At 41.0% G+C, this 20,890-nt stretch carries 23 protein-coding genes and 2 tRNA genes; 14 read left to right on the top strand and 11 right to left on the bottom strand.

The window, feature by feature from the left end:
• Positions 1-380: 380 nt before the first annotated feature.
• Positions 381-566: a type II toxin-antitoxin system HicA family toxin gene (locus DW182_RS22835; protein ID WP_005652458.1), complete on the top strand. Its 186-nt coding sequence runs from the start codon at positions 381-383 to the stop codon at positions 564-566.
• A gap of 90 nt (positions 567-656) precedes the next feature.
• Positions 657-1,058, top strand: coding sequence for a type II toxin-antitoxin system HicB family antitoxin (locus tag DW182_RS21370; protein WP_233564198.1), 402 nt, complete (start codon positions 657-659; stop codon positions 1,056-1,058).
• 187 nt (positions 1,059-1,245) lie between these two features.
• Here the strand turns inward: DW182_RS21370 and DW182_RS21365 are convergent, their stop codons facing one another.
• Positions 1,246-1,506: a helix-turn-helix domain-containing protein gene (locus DW182_RS21365; RefSeq protein WP_118216122.1), complete on the bottom strand. Its 261-nt coding sequence runs from the start codon at positions 1,504-1,506 to the stop codon at positions 1,246-1,248.
• Positions 1,507-1,675: 169 nt separating this feature from the next.
• Between DW182_RS21365 and DW182_RS21360 the strand changes: the two genes are divergently transcribed.
• Complete coding sequence (locus DW182_RS21360) at positions 1,676-2,068, top strand: hypothetical protein (protein ID WP_044271342.1); 393 nt, start codon at positions 1,676-1,678, stop codon at positions 2,066-2,068.
• 299 nt (positions 2,069-2,367) lie between these two features.
• Positions 2,368-2,550, top strand: coding sequence for a hypothetical protein (locus DW182_RS21350; RefSeq protein ID WP_118216120.1), 183 nt, complete (start codon positions 2,368-2,370; stop codon positions 2,548-2,550).
• An 858-nt stretch (positions 2,551-3,408) separates the two neighbouring features.
• Here DW182_RS21350 and DW182_RS21345 read toward each other — a convergent pair.
• The 8 genes from DW182_RS21345 to prmC all read right to left on the bottom strand — a co-directional run bounded on the left by DW182_RS21345 (position 3,409) and on the right by prmC (position 8,032).
• A tRNA-Leu gene (locus DW182_RS21345) sits at positions 3,409-3,492 on the bottom strand.
• Positions 3,493-3,506: 14 nt separating this feature from the next.
• A tRNA-Gly gene (locus tag DW182_RS21340) sits at positions 3,507-3,579 on the bottom strand.
• 84 nt (positions 3,580-3,663) lie between these two features.
• Positions 3,664-4,113 (bottom strand): hypothetical protein, encoded by a 450-nt coding sequence (locus DW182_RS21335; RefSeq protein WP_021968146.1) that lies wholly within the window; start codon positions 4,111-4,113, stop codon positions 3,664-3,666.
• Positions 4,114-4,125: 12 nt separating this feature from the next.
• Entirely contained in the window at positions 4,126-5,466 is a 1,341-nt protein-coding gene (gene argH, locus DW182_RS21330) for an argininosuccinate lyase (protein WP_007660452.1), read from the bottom strand.
• A gap of 25 nt (positions 5,467-5,491) precedes the next feature.
• Entirely contained in the window at positions 5,492-5,902 is a 411-nt protein-coding gene (locus tag DW182_RS21325; RefSeq protein ID WP_007660453.1) for a hypothetical protein, read from the bottom strand.
• A 97-nt stretch (positions 5,903-5,999) separates the two neighbouring features.
• A complete protein-coding gene (gene pyrE, locus DW182_RS21320) occupies positions 6,000-6,638 on the bottom strand; it encodes an orotate phosphoribosyltransferase (protein WP_007660454.1) in 639 nt (212 codons plus the stop codon).
• A gap of 81 nt (positions 6,639-6,719) precedes the next feature.
• Positions 6,720-7,199 carry a regulatory protein RecX gene (locus tag DW182_RS21315; RefSeq protein WP_118296750.1) on the bottom strand — a complete coding sequence of 160 codons (480 nt, stop codon included), beginning with the start codon at positions 7,197-7,199 and terminating at the stop codon, positions 6,720-6,722.
• Complete coding sequence (gene prmC, locus DW182_RS21310; RefSeq protein ID WP_118296748.1) at positions 7,196-8,032, bottom strand: peptide chain release factor N(5)-glutamine methyltransferase; 837 nt, start codon at positions 8,030-8,032, stop codon at positions 7,196-7,198. The genes DW182_RS21315 and prmC overlap by 4 nt, the downstream gene beginning before the upstream one ends.
• Positions 8,033-8,278: 246 nt before the next feature.
• On the opposite strand from prmC, the gene ribD reads away from it, so the two are divergent.
• From ribD to proB, 10 genes are all read left to right on the top strand, one after another.
• Positions 8,279-9,316 carry a bifunctional diaminohydroxyphosphoribosylaminopyrimidine deaminase/5-amino-6-(5-phosphoribosylamino)uracil reductase RibD gene (gene ribD, locus DW182_RS21305; RefSeq protein ID WP_118296746.1) on the top strand — a complete coding sequence of 346 codons (1,038 nt, stop codon included), beginning with the start codon at positions 8,279-8,281 and terminating at the stop codon, positions 9,314-9,316.
• Between the two features lie 143 nt (positions 9,317-9,459).
• Positions 9,460-10,860, top strand: coding sequence for a DUF6242 domain-containing protein (locus DW182_RS21300; protein WP_118296744.1), 1,401 nt, complete (start codon positions 9,460-9,462; stop codon positions 10,858-10,860).
• A gap of 54 nt (positions 10,861-10,914) precedes the next feature.
• Positions 10,915-11,610: a DUF6089 family protein gene (locus tag DW182_RS21295; RefSeq protein ID WP_007660469.1), complete on the top strand. Its 696-nt coding sequence runs from the start codon at positions 10,915-10,917 to the stop codon at positions 11,608-11,610.
• A gap of 6 nt (positions 11,611-11,616) precedes the next feature.
• Complete coding sequence (locus DW182_RS21290) at positions 11,617-12,351, top strand: isoprenyl transferase (RefSeq protein WP_007660470.1); 735 nt, start codon at positions 11,617-11,619, stop codon at positions 12,349-12,351.
• Positions 12,352-12,379: 28 nt separating this feature from the next.
• A complete protein-coding gene (bamA, locus tag DW182_RS21285) occupies positions 12,380-15,022 on the top strand; it encodes an outer membrane protein assembly factor BamA (RefSeq protein WP_118296742.1) in 2,643 nt (880 codons plus the stop codon).
• A 23-nt stretch (positions 15,023-15,045) separates the two neighbouring features.
• Positions 15,046-15,561, top strand: a complete 516-nt coding sequence (locus tag DW182_RS21280; RefSeq protein ID WP_044154681.1) for an OmpH family outer membrane protein — start codon at positions 15,046-15,048, stop codon at positions 15,559-15,561.
• A 133-nt stretch (positions 15,562-15,694) separates the two neighbouring features.
• A complete protein-coding gene (locus DW182_RS21275) occupies positions 15,695-16,198 on the top strand; it encodes an OmpH family outer membrane protein (protein ID WP_117707051.1) in 504 nt (167 codons plus the stop codon).
• A gap of 168 nt (positions 16,199-16,366) precedes the next feature.
• Entirely contained in the window at positions 16,367-17,206 is an 840-nt protein-coding gene (murI, locus tag DW182_RS21270; protein ID WP_117707050.1) for a glutamate racemase, read from the top strand.
• A gap of 83 nt (positions 17,207-17,289) precedes the next feature.
• Positions 17,290-17,526 carry a DUF2007-related protein gene (locus DW182_RS21265; RefSeq protein WP_118296740.1) on the top strand — a complete coding sequence of 79 codons (237 nt, stop codon included), beginning with the start codon at positions 17,290-17,292 and terminating at the stop codon, positions 17,524-17,526.
• 47 nt (positions 17,527-17,573) lie between these two features.
• A complete protein-coding gene (proB, locus tag DW182_RS21260) occupies positions 17,574-18,656 on the top strand; it encodes a glutamate 5-kinase (protein WP_118296738.1) in 1,083 nt (360 codons plus the stop codon).
• A gap of 26 nt (positions 18,657-18,682) precedes the next feature.
• Here the strand turns inward: proB and DW182_RS21255 are convergent, their stop codons facing one another.
• Together DW182_RS21255 and DW182_RS22635 are read right to left on the bottom strand one after the other, a co-directional pair.
• Positions 18,683-19,192 (bottom strand): hypothetical protein, encoded by a 510-nt coding sequence (locus tag DW182_RS21255; RefSeq protein WP_118296736.1) that lies wholly within the window; start codon positions 19,190-19,192, stop codon positions 18,683-18,685.
• A 1,035-nt stretch (positions 19,193-20,227) separates the two neighbouring features.
• Positions 20,228-20,890: RHS repeat-associated core domain-containing protein (locus DW182_RS22635; RefSeq protein ID WP_305000464.1), on the bottom strand; the 663-nt coding region annotated here is incomplete at its 5' end.

The following is a 20,890-nucleotide window of genomic DNA, read 5'->3' as shown; positions in this document are numbered from 1 at the left end:
TTATTTCACCTATCGGTAACATTGGAAGCCTCAACAAAGGTGCTAAAATCGAACTTTTAAAGGTAATTGTGAGTTACGTTTTAAATACGGTTATTCCCGTGTTTTACTTTATCGTCTGGTTATTACGCCCCCTACTTTCTGGAACATTACATAGGGGGGATTACCCGTATCATCTGATTATCAATGTGAACGCATTTTTGCGTTGAGATAAAAAGGGGGGGTAGCCGGATTTTCGGCATACCCTTTCAAATTGCGGTGTGATACCGGGATAGCCAGATAAGTACCTAAATAAAATATAGCAAAAAAGTTATGTTTTTATTTGGTGAGTTATAGCAAAAACGCTATATTTGTATCGTCTTAAACAAACGGTCTTTTAAATTATGAAGTACAATCAGTTTTTTGCGGAACTTACCGCAGCAGGTTGTTACGTTCTCAGGCATGGGGCAAACCATGATATTTGGTACAGTCCTAAAACGGGTAATAAGTTTGCCCTGTCAAGGCATGGCAAACAAGAAGTACCTACCGGAATGGAACGTAAAGCAAGAAAGGTTCTTTTGGGGGAGTAATCCCCCTACCTTTTGCGCTTCATACCTAAAAGGCTGTAAATGTTGAGGCAATGGGGTACGGTATATTGCCGTACTCCTATTTTTAAAGCAATGGATATGAAAGTAACTGTGATCATGGAAAAGGCGAGCGATGGGTATTACTCATGCTTTGTCGAGGAAGATTTACACGGCTTTGGTCTGGCTGGATATGGAGATACGGCAGAAGCCGCCAAAGAGGATATGATGAAAGCGTATGAGGAAATAAAGGAAATGCAGGCAGAAGAAGGCAAGGAAGTGCCGGAACTGGAGTTTACTTACAAATATGATATGCAATCTTTCTTCAACTATTTCTCATTCCTGAATGTTACTAAGGTGGCAGAGTTGGCAGGTATCAACGCTTCATTGATGCGGCAATATACTTCCGGTGTGACAGCAGCCGGACAAAAGCAGTATGATAAGATACGGGTAGCTGTTGAGCGTATAACTAAAGAACTTTCCGCAGCTACTTTCTAAAGATAGTGTACCGCTGTGAAGCGAGACCGTTTAATTAAGACAAGCAAGCCCCGAACCGAATGAACGGAACGGGGCTTTTTCATTCCTTGTATCGGCTGTATCGATACAATTAGTACGCAAACCACTATGAATAAAGGGTTTTAGCTGTATCGCTTCCGATACACTTTTGAAAACCGATACAATACACTTACTCTACTTTGATACTGATATTCTTTCCACAATGCGGACAACTCAAAGTTAGACTATCCGTTTTTGGTTGCACTTCTTCCGGTGAGACAAAGAGTTGCCACATTGGTACATTCAAAGCAGTAGCAATCTTTTCAAGTGTGGATGTAGTTAATGAATCAGCCGAAACCATTTGCTTAACAGCAGATAGACTCACATTCATTTCGTCTGCTAACATTTGCTGAGTAAAGCCTTTTTCTTTTAATACTTCTTTTATTCTCATACTCCATTTATTATTATTTATTGCAAAGTTAACCTAATACACAAAAGGTACAGTATTTACTATCTTAATTAACCTTAACAAAACAGTATTTTCTATCTATTTAGTTTTCAAAGAACAGAATTTACTATACCTTTGTGTCATCAAAGTTAAACTAAAAAACAACAACGATATGAAACAGTATAATTTGAGTAAGATTATGAAGAGAGCACACCAGTTGTATAACAACGCCCGTGCCAAGTACCCAACCTTTTCAGAAGCCCTCAAAAAGAGTTGGAAGATGGCTAAGTTTGATGCTATGTTAGCAGCTAATCGCCTGGCAATGGAAGCAGAAGCCAAAGCAAAGGCAGAAACAGAGAAAGAACACAGAGAGCAAGCTGCTATTCAATCTATTCTCTTTAATGCACAGTTGGAAGCCGACCGTATCAAACGTGAAGCAGAAGCCAAAGCACAGCGTATGAGAGAAGAAATAGCAGCACGCAAAGAGAACATTTCTTATAGTGAGTATCAAGACAGATTAAGCCGTGCAATGGGCTACGGACGTGGTTGTTATTGCGGAGATTGATTATTAGCCCGGTAAGGGTGGCTAATATCCATTCTACCACAAAAGCAAATGATAATAGAAAACGAAATAATGGTAGCAGAACTAATAGATGATTTGAAACTTGCACGTTTGGAGCTTCAAGAAACTAACCAAATCCTTACGGAGACTTACCATAACTGTATGGCTTATTGCGCAGGACGTGGTAGTTGTTTATTGTGTCCAATCAAAAAAAGAGGCACTGAGTGTCCAACAGTGAAATCTGACCACAAGAAGGGGAAAATCATAGAAATGTTTCCAAAAAAGAAATAATTTATTCAATCATGGAAATAAGTACAGCAATGATGCAGCACATATTGCGCATGTCGGAAAGCTATGCGGATGTGCTGACCGAATTAAGGCAAGTAAAAAAGGAACTTGCAGAACTAAAGGGCAAAAGAGAGAATGAAGTAACAGTTTCAAAGACCAAGTATTCGCATATGAAAATCATATCGCACGATAGATAGGCATAATATTCCATTGGAGATTTTACCAAGAAATGATGCTTCCGGCAATAATACTGTTGCCGGATTAAATGAAACCACATAAAACTAAGTATAAGGCATGTTGGGGCTATGTCCAACGCTCACTTTATCAGATGCCCCGGTAGCAATACGGCTACCGGGTATTTTCCCCTATAATAATTTAGAACCATTCCAAATAACTCTCCCCCTCACAATCCCAATATAAGGTGTTTTAGATTATGTGTATTCATGCGTAGACCTGAGTAAACAGGCATGAAATAACCTAACCCATAGTCGAAAAACCGACATTGGTGAAAATCAATGTGATACAAAACTACAGAGGGAAAGCACCCCTAACGTAACCTTGAGGATTATCCCCCAAATAACGGTGAGATTACGGCGAGGGTCTGTTTATTGATCCGTAAACTCTACGGTTTTAACCCCCAAAATATTAGGGAATTGAATTTAGGGGAAATTTGCCCTAAAATTGATAATCAAGTAATTGCAATGTAGGCGCTTCTTCTCGTGTGATTTCTCATGAGTGTATCTTTCAGTAAGGTATAGTATAAATGTACTATTGAAATTTAAAGAGAATATGCGCACTCAAGAAATGTCTACTATTTGATTATTGCTTTATTTAGCTTATGTTTTGTAGATTATCGGGAACTTTACTTATTTTTGTGACAGAAATGCCATAAAGGTATTTTAATCGCAAATGAAAGGTTGTTTGTCAAGTGTGGCAAGCAGCCTTTTTTAGTATTCATTCGGGGATAAATCGCACGAAGTGACATTTTTGTGACATAAAGAGAAGTAAGCAAAAACGCTAACCACTCATTATTAAGCGATTAGCGTCAAACTAAGTACTCGAAGCGGGACTTGAACCCGCACAGCCGCAATGGCCAAAGGATTTTAAGTCCTTCGTGTCTACCATTCCACCATTCGAGCATCCTATAAAGGAGAGCGGAAAACGAGACTCGAACTCGCGACCCTAACCTTGGCAAGGTTATGCTCTACCAACTGAGCTATTTCCGCAGGTCTTTTTTGTAGAACGGGTGCAAAGATAAGGAGTTTCCCCGTTACAGCCAAATTTTTTACATAGAAAAAGTTGCTATTTTATCAGTTACGGACTTGCAAAGTAGTACCGGATACAGAGACTTTATAATGTTTCAGGTATTCCGTACCTTCTCCTGTGGGGAATCCACCACTGCTTAAATTATATTTAGTGTGGCATTTAGGACATTCAGCAGTGCCCAATCCATCTTCTACCAACTCGACTGAAACGCTACGATTGGCCTCCACCGGACAGGCGGCATCATAAGCGACATAGGTATTGCCATCCGAATATACGCTTTGTCCTATTATTAATCCTGCATAGCCTACAGGTAAGCCATTCACATTCTTATCTACCTTCAAGAATTGGCCGGGGGTCGTAATCTTATAATAAGGAGACTGTGAAAGACTGCATGAGAAATTAAAACTAATAGAAGGAATGCTTGACTCGTATGAATCACCGCAACCGGCAACACACAGCCAAAGCATCCCTATAATCATACAGAATTTCCGCATACAATGTTATACTTATCGTCCAAGCAAGGCTTTTTCAGCCACTTCCATCCCATGAAAATTAAAACCATCTACCACTTCTTGCATCAGTGCAGAGATTTCATCGTTACAGAGATTACCAATACTTCCTTCATGCGTATGATGCACTTGCTTACTATGTGAGAAGTTCCCGGCTTCAATATCCAGTCCCACTTTCTTATAAGCATCCCGGAAAGGCATACCTTCACGTGCCAGACGATTTACTTCCTCCACACTGAAAATAAGCAGATACTTGTCATCATCAAGAATATGTTCATTCACTTTGATTTCATTCATGATATAAGTCGTCATCTGCAAACAATCTTTCAGTTCCTGGAAAGCAGGCAAGAATACTTCTTTAATAATCTGCAAATCACGGAAATATCCAGAAGGCAGATTATTAGCAATCATCATGATCTGTTGTGGCAATGACTGCAACTTATTACATTTAGCACGTGTCAGTTCAAAAACATCAGGATTCTTCTTATGAGGCATAATGCTGGAACCGGTCGTGCAATCATCAGGCAACTTCACGAAACCAAAATTCTGGCTATTGAACATACAAGCATCAAAAGCCAGTTTAGAAATAGTACCGGCAATGCTTGCCAAGGCAAAAGCTACATTACGTTCCATCTTGCCACGCCCCATCTGTGCATAAACAACATTATAGTTTAAGGAGTCAAATCCCAATAAGCTTGTTGTCATTGTACGGTTCAGTGGGAATGAAGAACCATATCCGGCAGCTGATCCCAAAGGATTCCGATTACACATTTTAAATGCTGCCTGCAGGAAAAGCATATCATCTACCAGACTTTCAGCATAAGCACCAAACCACAAACCGAAAGAAGATGGCATTGCTATTTGCAGATGAGTATAGCCAGGCATAAGCACATCCTTGAAACGCTCGCTCTGGCATATCAGCACATGGAATAGTTGCTCCACCGCCTCGGCAATATCCTTGATCTGTTCACGCGTGAAAAGTTTCAGGTCGAGCAGTACCTGGTCATTCCGAGAACGGCCACTGTGTATCTTCTTACCGACATCACCTAATTTACGCGTCAGCATTAACTCCACTTGCGAGTGTACATCCTCTACTCCCTCTTCTATCACAAACTCGCCTTTTTCAGCAGCTGCATAGATATTCTTCAATTCATCAAGCAGGAGACCCAATTCTTCGTTTGTCAACAGACCGATACTTTCGAGCATTGTAATATGGGCCATAGAGCCTATCACATCATGCTTTGCCAAGTAAAGATCCATTTCACGGTCACGCCCCACTGTAAAACGTTCTATATCCTTATTTACCTGAACGGATTTCTCCCAAAGTTTCTGAGCCATTTATTTAGTGATTAATGATTAGTGATTAATACGGTATAATCGAAAGCATATCCGCCATTTTCTCTAATCCTTCCTGCAAAGGTTTCTGAACCAGACCTTTCATAAAAGGATTCAATTCCATGCCGATGGTTAGCTTCATTTTACATTCAGTCTCTGTTACCGGCACAATCTGTATCCACAGATTAAACGGCAACGGTGAAGTGGTCGTGGCAAACTTGATACATTTACACGGGTCTTTCTCTACTATACTTAACGCGATCTTACCCACAGGAGCAGCTTCTATCACTATACTCTCCGAATCAAAGCTCAAGTTCTTCACTTTATCCTCCGGCAAGCTGTCTTTAAACTTTTCCAGATTATTCAAATCAGATAATTTCTCATAAACAGCTTCCTGCGAAGCAGGTATTGTCTTCACACCACTTTCAAATTTTGTCATATTTTGAATCTCTTTAAAAGACAAAAAGAACTATCCGGACAGAATCTATCCGAATGGCCCTTTCGTCATATTATTTATTTTATAGAATAAACCGCTGTTACTTTCCAGCATCCCAATGTGCAGGGTCCTTACGCCATTCGTTCAGCGTTGCTATATCTTCTTCTTCTATATAACCCGTACGAAGTGCAACATCCAACACAGCCTCATAATTTGTCAGCGTTACCAAAGGAACTTTGGCATCTTTGAATGCTTTTTCCGCAATAGGAAAACCGTAAGTATATGCAGCTACCATACCGATAACTTCACATCCATCACGGCGTATAGCCTCTACAGCCTTCAGACTGCTTCCACCTGTAGAAATCAAATCTTCGACCACAACAACCTTCATACCCGGACGAAGTTCTCCTTCAATCAGGTTTTCCAGACCATGGTCTTTCGGGGTAGAACGTACGTACACAAACGGCAAGTTCAGCGCATCGGCAACCAAAGCTCCTTGAGGAATGGCACCTGTTGCTACACCGGCAATTGCATCCACCTGCCCGAAACGTTCCAATATCAAACGGGTAATTTCAATCTTTACAAAATTACGCAAGGAAGGATAGGAAAGAGTTTTGCGGTTATCACAGTAAAAAGGAGATTTCCATCCGGAAGCCCAAGTAAAGGGATTAGCCGGTTGTAGTTTAATCGCTTTTATCTTCAGCAACTTCTCTGCGAATAGTTTTTCTAAAGTTCTCATAACCAAATTAGCTATTTATAGTAAATATGGCACAAAAATACGGAAACTGAATGAGAATAAAAAAAAGAATAAAGAGATTTTTCACTCAAAGTCATCATTTTCATCAGAAAGCTGTATACAATGACGAATATCTTTCATTTCGAACCCACGGCTCAGCGCAAAACGCATTAACTTTCCATTTAACTCATATTCATTCTCCGCATGTACACTTTTACGTTTTGCAGCCAACAGGCCATCTAAAACAGATAGGTATTCTTCCTCATCTATCTCATTCAAAAAACGCCGGCATACATTATAAGAAACCTTTTTCAGCTGGAGTGCCTGGGCTATTTTCACTTTTCCCCATTTCGCAAAGCGATACTTGTCATTGACAAAAGCCCGACAGAATCGTTCTTCATCAATATACTTTTCATCTTCCAGCCGTTTAAGGATACGATCAATGGCATCGTACGGCAATCCCCAACGTTGTAGTTTCTCGGAAATCTCGGCACGGCAATGCTCTGCTGTAGAGCAATAGCCTGCAACTTTACTTAAAGCCTCTGTTTCAGTAATATTTGTCATTTTTGCGCTATTACAAATCGATCATTATGGGAAATATCCTTTTGAAGACGAACAAAGCGATATCCTAATTCACGCATCATAAGCACGATATCTTCTCCAAAAGTACGGTTAATTTCAAAATAAAGTTTTCCGTCAGGTTCAAGCATTTCAAGCCCAAGCACGGATATGCGACGATAGAAACGCAAAGGATCTGCATCAGGCACAAACAGCGCCAAAGAGGGTTCCCAATCCAGCACATTCCGTTCCATATCTTGTTTCTCTGCTTCAGTAACATAAGGCGGATTGCTCACTATCACATCATAACGTTCTGTTACACCGGGAGTATAAGTCAGTACATCACGCTGTTCAAAACAGACAGGCACTTGTAAAGCCAGACTGTTAGCAGCAGCAATAGCCAAAGCTTCTTCAGACACATCCCAGGCAGTAACCTGTGCTTCGGGCAATTCCTTTGCCAACGTGGCAGCAATACAACCACTGCCTGTTCCAATATCTAAAACACGAGAAGTAGAAGAAATCTCTTTCAACATTATTTCCACCAGTTCTTCCGTTTCAGGGCGTGGAATAAGGACACCGGAAGCTACCTGAAATGTTCTCCCCAGAAAACGTGCTTCTCCTAAAATATATTGTATTGGTTCAAAATTCCGTAAACGCCTGAGAAGGCTTTGCAATTCCTGTTCTGCTTTTGCGGATAAAGTTATATCTTTGCCCAAATAATAATCCACAACCGGCTGCCCCAGAATCTCGCAACAGATAAGTCTGGACAAATTTCCGGCTTCCTGCGGTGTATAATAATCCTGCAGTTCACGGCGGATATAAGAGGCGGTAATATTCATAAATGGATATTTTGGGGATTCTTCGTCAGTTCTATTACCGGACCAAGATGAGACCAAGTCCGTGTCAAGTCCGTACCAACTCCGTACCAAGTCCGTACCAAGTCCAAGCGTATAGATACGGAGATGGTACGGACTTGGTAAGTACCGGACAGATATCGGGTATATCACCGGGAAACCTGTATTCCGAACGACGAAGAATCTATTTCGGAGTGCAAAAGTAAGAATTATCATAGAAAGATAACACACATGGAAGAAGAAAAATACATGCGTCGCTGTATACAACTGGCACAGAACGGATTTTGCAATGCCGCCCCTAACCCAATGGTAGGAGCAGTCATCGTATGCGATGGGAAAATTATCGGAGAAGGATATCATGTACGCTGCGGAGAAGCGCATGCTGAAGTAAATGCCATTCGTTCCGTAAAAGACACTTCATTATTGAAACGCTCAACAATTTACGTCAGTCTTGAGCCTTGTTCTCATCATGGAAAAACGCCGCCTTGCGCCGATTTGATTATTGAAAAACAAATTCCCCGCATTGTTATCGGTTGCCAGGACCCTTTTTCCAAAGTTGCCGGACGAGGTATACAAAAGTTGAAAGATGCCGGACGGGAAGTAACCGTAGGAGTATTGGAAAATGAATGCCGACACCTCATCAGACGTTTCATCACTTTCCATACCTTACGCCGCCCGTATATCACCCTGAAATGGGCAGAATCTGCGGATGGTTTCATTGATTTACACAGGAACGGAGGCAGCCCTGTCATCCTATCCACTCCGTTGACTTCCATGATGGTACATAAAAAGCGTGCAGAGCATGCTGCCATACTTGTAGGTACACGCACCGCCGAACTGGACAATCCCTCCCTTAATGTACGCAACTGGTATGGGCGTTCTCCCGTACGCCTTGTCATCGACCGGAGACTGAGCCTGTCACCGACGCTCCACTTGTTTGATGGCAACGTGCCCACACTCGTATTTACCGAACATTCCCATAATTCCCGCCCCAACGTAGAATATCTTCCAATAAACTTCGGACAAGATATATTGCCCCAGATCATGCAAGTTCTGTACGAACGCAATCTCCAATCCCTTTTAGTAGAAGGCGGGAGCACCTTACTGCAATCTTTCATTGATGCCAGCCTCTGGGATGAAGCCTTTGTCGAAGAGAGTCCCATTCATCTGACATCCGGTGTTAATGCACCTAAAATGAACGATAAAAATAGTTATGTCAACGAACAATATTTCGGTAGAAGTATACGGCATTACACTACGGCAAAATAGCGCGAATCACCTCATTTTGATGCTTTTTTATCGAGAAAAACGGGCATATTATCTATAATTTTATATAAAACTTGCCTGTTATGCTGTTTATCGAGAAAAATGTTCCTATTTTTGCAACTTGTAAATAAACACTATCTTTAGAAATGAGAATAAAGTTTTTATCCGTAATCATGAGTTTTCTTCTTATGTCGATTGCCATAAGTTCGTGCCTTAACTCAGATGATAATTATGAATACAGTTCCGACGCAACGATACGTGCCTTTGGTCTTGACACCATAAAAAAAGGTATATATTATAAGTTTACGATTGATCAACTGAAAAGAGAAATTTATAATGTCGACTCACTTCCTGTTGGATCAGACACTATCATTGACAAGATATTGATTGACACACTCAATGTTACGGGTTGGGTTACATCCGGTTTACAAGATACACTATTCAACAACCTTACTGACTCCGTTGACCTGAGAGAACCGATCACTCTGAAAGTACATGCAGCCGACGGAGTTACTACCCGTGAATATAAAATCACAGTAAATGTTCACAAGCAAGATCCGGATTCGCTAATCTGGAGAGAAATGTCATCATTGCCAACTTCCCCTGCCGCCAACAAGCAGAAATCAGTAATTCTTAAAAATGATACCGAAGAAGAAAATCTATTTGTCTATACTTCTACAACATCAGCATACCGCAGTTCATTAGGAAATCCAGCCTATTTATCTTGGAATGCCATCGAAGTTACGGGCATGCCGGCCAATGTCGACTTGGGATCTATTGTAAGCTTCAAAAACCAACTTTTTGTAGCAGCCACAAATGGAGATATATTCTGCTCCAATAATGGAAGTACATGGGTAAATGCCGGTATACAGGAAGTGAAGGAGAACAAGGAAGTACAAAACATGCAAATGAGCACACTGGTTGCTACACTTGAAGCTGATGCACTAACAGGCATATCAGAGGAAACCTTAATCGGTATTCTTCTGGATGGAGGCCAGAAATATTTCTGCATAAGTACTGATGGTAAAAACTGGACCAGAAGCAAAGAAACAGTATCCAATGATTTCCCGGTAAAAGACATATATGCTACTGTATTTACGAATGCAAGCGGCATCAAGCAAACAGTAGTAGTGGGTAAAACAGAAACATCAGCCAAAGCAGTAGTTCCTTGGTTCACAATGGATGGGCTGACATGGGCTGACATGAGTACTCCAAGCGATTTCTACTGTCCGGCTATGGAGAACCCGGCTATCATGTATTATGGAGGCCTGTTTCACATGATGGGTGGAAAATTTGAAACCATCTATTCTTCACGAGTAGGTATTGCCTGGAATGAATCTGCTGAGAAGTTCAAGTATCCAATGAAAAAGATAGTAACTCCGGGAGAAGATGAAGACGATGAAGAAGAAGTTACATACGAAAGCCTCTTTAAGGACAAAGGAGATTATTCTTTGACTATCGATAAGAATCATTATATTTGGATTGTATGGAACGACGGTAGTATATGGCGAGGTCGTCTAAACAAACTGGGTTTCAAGATACAATAATAAAATAGTCTATTTTCCGTTTCCCTAATAAATAAGGAACATAAAGAGAACGGTATGACTATTGCAAGGAATATAAAGATAGTGTTTTTTCTGCTCATGTTTCCCTTCTGTTGCGCCATTGCGCAAGAGGAATATACTTGGGAACTGGGAGGAGCCATTGGAGGAAGTTTTTATATGGGAGATGCGAATAGCAGTACCCTGTTTAAGAACACAGGAATAGCGGGAGGTTTCATTGCCCGATACTTACTGAATCCACACATGGCTATAAAAGGTAACCTGACAGCCGGCAGGATTTCCGGCGACACGAGAGATTTCAAAAATGCGTATCCCAATGAAGAGTATGCTACCTTCAAACGGACTATATTCGATTTAGGAGCGCAATTTGAATATAACTTTTTGGGATATGGTATCGGTAACACGTACCGGGGTGACCGTCGGTTTACACCTTATATATTAGGTGGATTAGGTTTTACGTTTGCACCAAAACCTGTAAAGACGATCTTTACAATGAACATTCCTATTGGAGTGGGAGTGAAATACAAAGCAACCCCGCGCATCAATATAGGATGTGAGTTTACGATGCGGTTCAGTCTTAGCGATCAGTTGGATGTTACCCAACGGGAAGGCTTGCAGCTGGAAGATCCGTACCAGATAAAAGGAAAAGGTTGGAAGAATAAAGATAGTTACGCATTTACTGTTTTTTTCATCACCTACGACCTCTTCCCAAGATGTAAGGAATGTAACAACTAAAAAAAGATGCAATATAAAGAACAAATTGATTTGAGCCGGATACCCCAGCATGTGGCGATTATCATGGACGGCAACGGACGATGGGCGAAGCAGCGTGGACACGAACGCAGCTACGGACATCAGATCGGTGCAGAAACCGTTCATGTGATAGCCGAAGAAGCCGCCAGGCTGGGCATCAGATATCTGACCCTATATACGTTCTCAACCGAAAATTGGAACCGTCCTACAGACGAAGTTGCTGCTCTGATGAGCCTTCTTTTCGATTCCATCGAAGAAGATACATTCATGAAGAACAACATCAGCTTCCGGATTATCGGAGATATAGAAAAGTTACCCGCAAATGTACAAACCCGTTTATACAATTGCGTAGAACATACATCTAAGAATACAGGCATGTGCCTGGTACTTGCTCTTAGTTATTCCTCACGTTGGGAAATAACAGAAGCCAGCCGGCAAATAGCTGTCTTGGTACAGAAAGGAGAATTGACACCCGAACAAATCAATTGCGATTTAATGTCGAAGCACCTGACAACCGGCTTCATGCCTGATCCCGACTTGCTGATACGTACCGGTGGAGAAATCCGCCTGAGCAATTACCTACTTTGGCAATGCGCGTATTCGGAACTTTATTTTTGCGAAACCTATTGGCCTGACTTCCGGGAAGAGGAACTTCGCAAAGCCATCTGCGACTACCAGAGACGGGAACGCAGATTCGGCAAAACCAGTGAACAAATCAGTTAAACCCAAACATATTTAATCCAAAACATAAATGCACTATCGTATTTTCTCTATACTCACAGCGTTTATCTGCCTCTTTGGTTGTGTATTGACAAGCGCGGCTCAAGATGCCAATGGCACCGATGACGACGCAGCAAAGCCGGTTATTCTCTACTCGGGAGCACCCAAAAAGTATGAAATTGCAGAAATTAAAGTAGAAGGAGTAAAGAACTATGAGGACTATGTACTGATCGGACTTTCCGGTTTGTCTGTAGGCCAAACGATTACTATCCCGGGTGAAGAAGTCACTCAGGCTTGTAAGCGTTACTGGCGTCATGGCTTGTTCTCCAATGTTCAGATCACCGCAGATAAGATAGAAGGTGACAAGATTTGGTTAACAATTCATCTGACTCAACGCCCTCGTGTCTCTGAAATCCGCTATCACGGAGTGAAGAAATCAGAACGTGAAGACATCGAGAGCCGGATCGGTATGATCAAGGGTGGACAGGTAACTCCCAATGTCATCGACCGTGCCAAGACTCTGATCAAACGTTACTTTGATGACAAGGGTTTTAAGAACGCAGAAGTTATCATCTCACAAAAAGACGATGTATCCAACGAAAACCAAGTAATCGTGGATATTGATATCGACAAAAAAGAGAAGGTAAAAGTGCATGAAATCACCATCGTTGGTAATGAAGCGATCACAACCAAGAAGTTGAAACGCATCATGAAGAAGACCAACGAAAAGAATAAACTGCTCAACCTGTTCCGTACCAAGAAGTTCGTGGAAGAAAACTTTGAGGCAGACAAACAGTTGATCATCGATAAGTACAACGAGTTGGGTTATCGCGATGCTATGATTGTAGAAGACAGCATCAAACCGTATGATGACCGCACCGTGGATATCTTCATGAAGATTGATGAAGGAGAGAAATATTATCTGCGCAATGTAACGTGGGTAGGTAATACTCTGTATCCTTCCGAACAATTGAACTTTATGCTTCGTATGAAGAAAGGTGACGTATACAACCAGAAGTTGCTGGAAGAACGTACCATGTCAGACGAAGACGCTATCGGTAATCTCTACTATAACAACGGTTATTTGTTCTACAGCCTTGAACCCGTAGAAGTGAATATCGTAGGAGACTCTATCGACCTCGAAATGCGTATTTTCGAAGGTCGTCAGGCTACCATCAATAAGGTCAGCATCAATGGTAACGACCGTTTGTACGAAAACGTTGTTCGTCGTGAACTCCGTACCCGTCCGGGCGACCTTTTCAGCCGTGAAGACTTGATGCGTTCTATGCGTGAAATCCAGCAGATGGGACATTTCGACCCGGAACAAATCAAACCGGATATCCAACCAAGACCGGAAGACGGAACAGTGGATATAGGTTACGATCTGGTATCCAAAGCTAACGACCAGGTAGAATTCTCTGCCGGTTGGGGACAAACCGGTATCATCGGTAAGTTGAGTTTGAAGTTCACCAACTTCTCACTTGCCAACTTACTGCATCCGGGTGAAAATTATCGTGGTATCCTGCCGCAGGGTGATGGTCAGACTTTGACCGTCAGCGGACAAACCAATGCCAAGTATTATCAATCCTATAGCATTTCATTCTACGATCCATGGTTCGGGGGCAAACGTCCGAATGCATTCTCTCTGTCAGCATTCTATTCTGTACAGACAGATATCAGTAGCCGTTACTACAACTCAGCATACATGAACAGCTACTACAACAGTATGTATAGTGGTATGTATGGTTACGGTATGTACAACTACGGCAACTACAATAGTTATGAAAACTATTATGACCCTGATAAGTCTATCAAGATGTTCGGTGTAGCCGCTATGTTCGGTAAGCGTTTGAAATGGCCGGATGACTACTTCCAGTTCACTGCTGAGTTATCCTACCAACGCTATATCCTGAGCGACTGGCAATACTTCCCTGTTACAAATGGTAAGTGTAATAACCTCAGCATTAACCTGACTTTGTCTCGTAGTTCTATTGATAACCCGATTTATCCTCGTTCAGGTTCTGAATTCTCATTGTCTGTACAGCTAACTCCGCCGTACTCACTGTTCGACGGAACTGACTACAGCAAATACAGTACCAGCAATCAGGATGATATGAACAAGATGCACAAATGGATTGAATACCACAAATGGAAATTCAAATCCAAAGTATACATCCCGTTGATGGATCCGGTAGCAGTTAAACGTACTCCGGTATTGATGGGTCGTGTTGAATTCGGTTTGTTAGGACATTACAACAAGTATAAGAAGTCTCCGTTCGAAACATTCGACGTGGGTGGTGACGGCATGACCGGCTACTCCAGCTACGCTACGGAAAGTATCGCTCTTCGTGGTTATGAAAACAGTTCATTAACCCCTTACGGCTACGAAGGTTATGCTTATACCCGTCTCGGACTTGAGTTAAGATATCCGCTAATGCTGGAAACAAGTACCAGTATTTATGCGTTAGGTTTTGTAGAAGCCGGTAATGCATGGCACGATGTAAAGAACTTCAATCCGTTCGATTTGAAACGTTCTGCAGGTGTCGGTGTCCGTATCTTCCTGCCGATGATCGGTATGATGGGTATTGACTGGGCATACGGTTTCGATAAAATACGTGGTTCGAAAGATTATGGTGGCAGTCAGTTCCACTTTATCTTAGGACAGGAATTCTAATTGTATCACAAAAACCAAACGTTATGAGAAAGTCTGTTTTATTAATGATCTTGCTGTTTGCCGTAGGCATGACAGCCAGTGCACAAAAGTTTGCCTTGATTGACATGGAGTATATTCTGAAAAATATTCCGGCATACGAACGTGCTAACGAACAGTTGAACCAAGCTTCCAAGAAGTGGCAAAGTGAAGTAGAAAAAGTTGCCGAGGAAGCCAAAACGTTGTACAAGAACTATCAATCGGAAGCCGTCTTCCTTTCTGAAGAACAAAAGGGAAAGAAAGAGGAAGCGATTGTCGCTAAGGAGAAAGAAGCCGCTGAACTTCGCCGTACTTATTTCGGACCTGAAGGGGAATTATTCAAGAAACGGGAAAGTCTGATGCAACCCATTCAGGATGAGATTTATAATGCGGTCAAAGAAATATCGGAGCAGAAAGGATATTCGGTAGTTGTAGACCGGGCATCCGCAACAAGCATTATTTTTGCTTCTCCGCGTATTGACATCAGTAATGAAGTGCTTGAGAAGTTAGGATATTCAAATTAATTTCATACATTTGCTAGTCGAATATAGGCGGCATCTCAGTATTAAAAATAAGCTGGCTTATTTTGTTTTACATTTGCTTTGCACTATATTTGCACCAAACAATGACTAATTATTAAAATAAACAATAAACATTATGCTTAAAAAAATCGCACTACTCGTAGTACTATTCGCTCTTCCGTTAGGAGCGATGGCACAAAAATTTGCTCACATGAACTCTCAGGAGGTTATTGTTGCTATGCCGGAATATACCAAAGCACAAGCTGATCTTGAAGCTATGTCAAAACAGTATCAGGAAGAAATGCAGCGCTCTCAGGCTGAATTCAACAAGAAAGTTCAGGAATTCCAACAACAAGCAGATTCTCTGCCGAAAAATATTGCAGACAGACGCCAAAAAGAATTACAGGACATGGCTCAAAGACAAGAGGAGTTCCAGCAAGACGCTTATCAAAATATGCAGAAAGCACAGCAGGATGCTTTAGTACCTATCTATAAGAAATTGGATGAAGCCATTCAAGCTGTAGGTAAAGCAGAAGGTGTAATCTATATCTTCGACCTGGCTCGTACACCGATACCTTATGTTAGTTCAGAAAGTGTAGATGTTACAGCTAAAGTAAAAACCCAGTTGGGCATCAAATAAGAAGACTAATCGTTTATAGATATAAAAAGGCGTGAACTGTATGCAGTTCACGCCTTTTTATATCTATAAAGAAGATAAGCTATATCTCAGCAGAACTTTTTCATGCAAGCATGAAAGTTCTGCATTCGATTTGCATTATCTTTGCAACGTGTACTAAGCTTTTCCAGTATGAAACAAGAATTACCTACTATTCCCGGCCCTATCGGTGTATTCGACTCCGGATATGGCGGACTTACCATTCTGAGTAAGATACGTGAAGCCTTGCCCCAATATGACTATATCTATTTAGGAGACAATGCACGTACTCCCTATGGCACACGATCTTTCGAAATTGTATATGAATTCACCCTACAGGCAGTCACTAAACTGTTTGAAATGGGATGTCATCTTGTTATCCTGGCTTGCAATACGGCATCTGCCAAAGCATTACGCAGCATACAGATCAATGATTTACCCGAAATGGATCCGGCACGCCGTGTATTGGGTGTCATCCGCCCTACCGTTGAATGTATAGGGAGTATTACACAGAGCCGCCATGTCGGTGTTCTTGCCACAGCAGGAACCATTAAATCAGAATCCTACCCGTTGGAAATTCATAAGCTTTTCCCGGATATTCAGGTAGCAGGTGAAGCCTGTCCGCTATGGGTATCTCTCGTAGAGAACAACGAAGCGGAAGGAGACGGGACAGATTATTTTGTTCGTAAATATATCAACGAACTACTGGCAAAAGACACGCAGATTGATACTGTGATTCTTGGTTGTACTCATTACCCCTTGCTATTACCTAAAATAAAGAAGCACATGCCAGACGGAATTACCACCGTGGCACAAGGCGAACTGGTAGCCGACAGCTTGAAAGACTACTTCCACCGACATCCGGAAATGGATGCCAAATGTACAAAAGGTGGAAACTGCACTTACTACACCACGGAAGCAGAAGAGAAGTTCATTGAATCGGCATCCACCTTCCTGAAAGAGGCGGTAACCGTACAACGAATAGAACTATAATCATCAATATTTACCGGGAAACAAACCTTTTCTCCAAAATACTTGTTATATTTGTAATATTAAACCTATTAATACTTACCATTATGAAATCAACAGACTATAGCCGCACAGTTGAAGTGTTCAAAGGATCACCGTGGGAAGCAGAACTTATTAAAGGTCTACTCGAAAACAATGGTATAGCAACTATTATCAAGGACGGGCTTATGAGCACCATCGCTCCTTATATAGCACCGGATGTAACCATTCTCGTCAGTGAGGAAAGATACGAAGATGCCATGGAGATAATTCGTGAGCGCGACAAAGGAAAAGACGAAGAATAACCTTTTCACCCTCCTACTCAAAACCACATAAGAACGATATACAACACATGGAACAACAATTTTCGAGAATAGCTGTAAAAGTAGGCAGCAATGTCTTGACGCGCCGTGACGGTACTCTGGACGTAACACGTATGTCTGCCTTAGTAGATCAGATAGCCGAACTGCATAAAACAGGAGTAGAAATTATACTTGTCTCATCCGGAGCCGTAGCTTCCGGACGTAGTGAAGTGCATTCTGCCAAGAAATTGGACAGTGTAGATCAGCGTCAGCTTTTCTCTGCCGTCGGGCAGGCTAAACTTATCAACCGTTATTACGAACTCTTTCGGGAACATGGCATTGCTGTAGGGCAAGTGCTGACTATGAAAGAGAATTTTGCAACACGCAGGCATTACCTCAATCAAAAGAACTGTATGACGGTAATGCTGGAAAATGGGGTCATACCTATTGTCAACGAAAACGATACAATCTCTGTAAGTGAACTGATGTTTACGGACAATGATGAGTTGTCCGGTTTGATAGCATCCATGATGGATGCGCAGGCATTGATTATTCTAAGTAACATCGACGGTATTTATAACGGTTCTCCTGCCGATCCCACTTCTGAGGTCATCCGGGAAATCGGCCAGGGGAAAGATCTTTCTTCTTATATACAGACTTCCAAATCCAGCTTCGGTCGTGGCGGAATGCTTACCAAAACCAATATCGCCCGTAAAGTAGCCGACGAAGGTATTACTGTTATCATCGCCAATGGTAAACGGGATAATATTCTTGTCGATTTGATTCAACATCCTGAAAGTACTCTCTGCACTCGCTTTATACCTTCTGCCGAACCTGTATCCAGTATAAAGAAATGGATTGCTCACAGCGAGGGATTTGCTAAAGGCGAGTTACACATCAACCAGTGTGCTACCGAAGTGTTAAACTCAGATAAAGCAATCAGCATCCTACCCATCGGTATAACTGCCATTGAAGGAGAATTTGAAAAAGACGATATCGTACGGATCATCGACTTCGAAGGAAATCCGGTAGGAGTAGGCAAAGCAAACTGCGATTCTGTTCAAGCCAAGGAAGCAATGGGAAAGCACGGGAAGAAACCTGTGGTACACTATGACTATCTGTATATAGAATAGAAAAAGAAACAGGAATTTATTCCATTTCAGAATTTATAACCGACACGGTAAGTTATAGTCTGTGCCTTGAGTATCTCATTTTTATCATATTCAAACTTTACACATTCTTCCGCACTGGTACATATCCGATTATGATACTCTCTTGTCAATTCACTGAGGTTTCTTTTATCGAGATTAGATTCCATCAGTTTCCTCTGCGTATCGGGACTTTCCTGAAAAACTTCGAAGATGGGACGTATTATTTGCATTCGGCGTTGCCTCCAATTACCGGCACCACCAATTTCACCATTATCATCCGTAACACAAGTAGAGTACATTTGTCCCTGTTCATTTTCGAAGAAGAAGTAGCTGGTTTCTTCATTATGTAGATAGTACAGGCTGATGATCCCTTTGATCAGGTATTCCAAAAAATACACTTCTTTTTTGTTATTCAGTTCTATGGTACGACTGACATAGTATTTACCATTATCCGTCAGACGATAACCGATAATGTCAGCAGGCGAAAAAGTCTGATATTGTTTTTCTCCTGCCGCCAAGAAGATGCAATTATGTGAATTGTGCGTTGCGGTCCGATAATCAATTGTTCCATTTATAGTATCATTTTGCAGCGTAATAATGTAACCAGAATGAGGATTAACCTGTGCTTTCAGATCAATAATGCAACACAGAAGAAGATTAGCAATAAACCTGATTTTTATTTATTTTTTCATGTTATTAACCAAGTTGGTTCTTTTACGAAGGAACAAACTATTTTAAACAAAACAAAGCCTATATCATCCTTTTTTGTACTATATCTCATACCATCTGCAAATTATACGGATTATTATAAATTCAATTTGCCCAAACACATCATTTTCCTTATAATCAATGAATATTCTTAGATATTCAACAAACTCAATTGAATAAAAAGTCATCCGGCTGGTATCCTTTCCTGTGGCAGTATATACATGTGTCACAGTGCGGGACTACGGACAGCTCAGATATTTTCTCAGGCTGAGACTATGAATACCCCTGCCTCTGAAAACCATTCTCAAAGACAGAGGTAATTTAGATTAGTAAATTAAAATCTTAACATTCAGAACAACCAGACAACATATCTGGTTGAACGGAAAAGCAAAGAATGAAGCATAACTGCAACAAGTATCACTTTTTTTTATAAAGATTCGCTTTTACTGCAATCTCGTATCCTAAATATAATCCAAATAAAAGAAGTACTAGGTAGTTATAGAATACAGATTCTCTATCTAAGAAAAATGCTAGGTAGACAGCAAAATAAAAACAAAAAGTCAATGTTACTATCTGTCGAGATTGCAAATAAAAACGTCGAACTATAGGTTTAGAAGATATACTATGCTTACAGATCTTTTGCTTTTTCCCAAATATAGACATACTTCCGGCTAACAATATAAATAAAGATGATATTAAAAATATGAATCTGATAATAGTCATATAAGGGAAATCAATCATATATTGATATAATAAGCAATAAAGAATCATTAAAGCACATGTAGGAATGAACATCGTTTCACCCACTTTTATTATAAAAGTCTTCATATATAAAATATTTTATTTTAAAACCAACTCTTAATAGTTTCCCATAAACTTTGTTTTTTCTCAACAGGTTGTTGTTCCATGTGTTCAGTATGCCCTTCAATAGCATCCTTGCTGGGATTAGGATTTGTTAGTTCAAGTCCTACTCTAACCCCTAATCCAGCACCAGTGGCAATGAATCCTATCTTTGTTTTTTTTCCACCATCATCCGGATCTCTTTTCGGCATTGGATCTCCACTTGGTGTTGTAGCTGTAATGTTATTCTCGATACTTTTTGCTACATTAGCCTGATTCTTATCCAGTCCTTCTTTATTTCTTCGGTCTCTGCTTCTTTGATGCTTATACTCTGGACTTGATGCTTGCTTAACATCATAAAACATTAAGAACACGATTCCACTCGTCAATACAGCTTGATTCTTTATGGAAGAAACAACATTATTAACCCCTTGTTTTATATCCTTTACCATTTCCTGACTGGTAGGATAACGAAATGGAGGTTGAGATGGAGAATAATATATAGGTAGTGGGGAGTAAGCAGGTACAGTAAGCGGAATTCCTTGTCTCCCGTCTGGGTCAATCTTATTCATCGGATTATTCCCACAATACGCATACGGGCTCACCGCATAATATTTCTCCGCCAACGGATCCATCGTCGTAAACCTTCCCAACGCAGCATCATAATG

This window comes from Bacteroides sp. AM16-24 (genome assembly GCF_003471885.1).
Taxonomy (GTDB): domain Bacteria; phylum Bacteroidota; class Bacteroidia; order Bacteroidales; family Bacteroidaceae; genus Bacteroides.
This window is presented reverse-complemented; position numbering and strand designations above follow the sequence as displayed.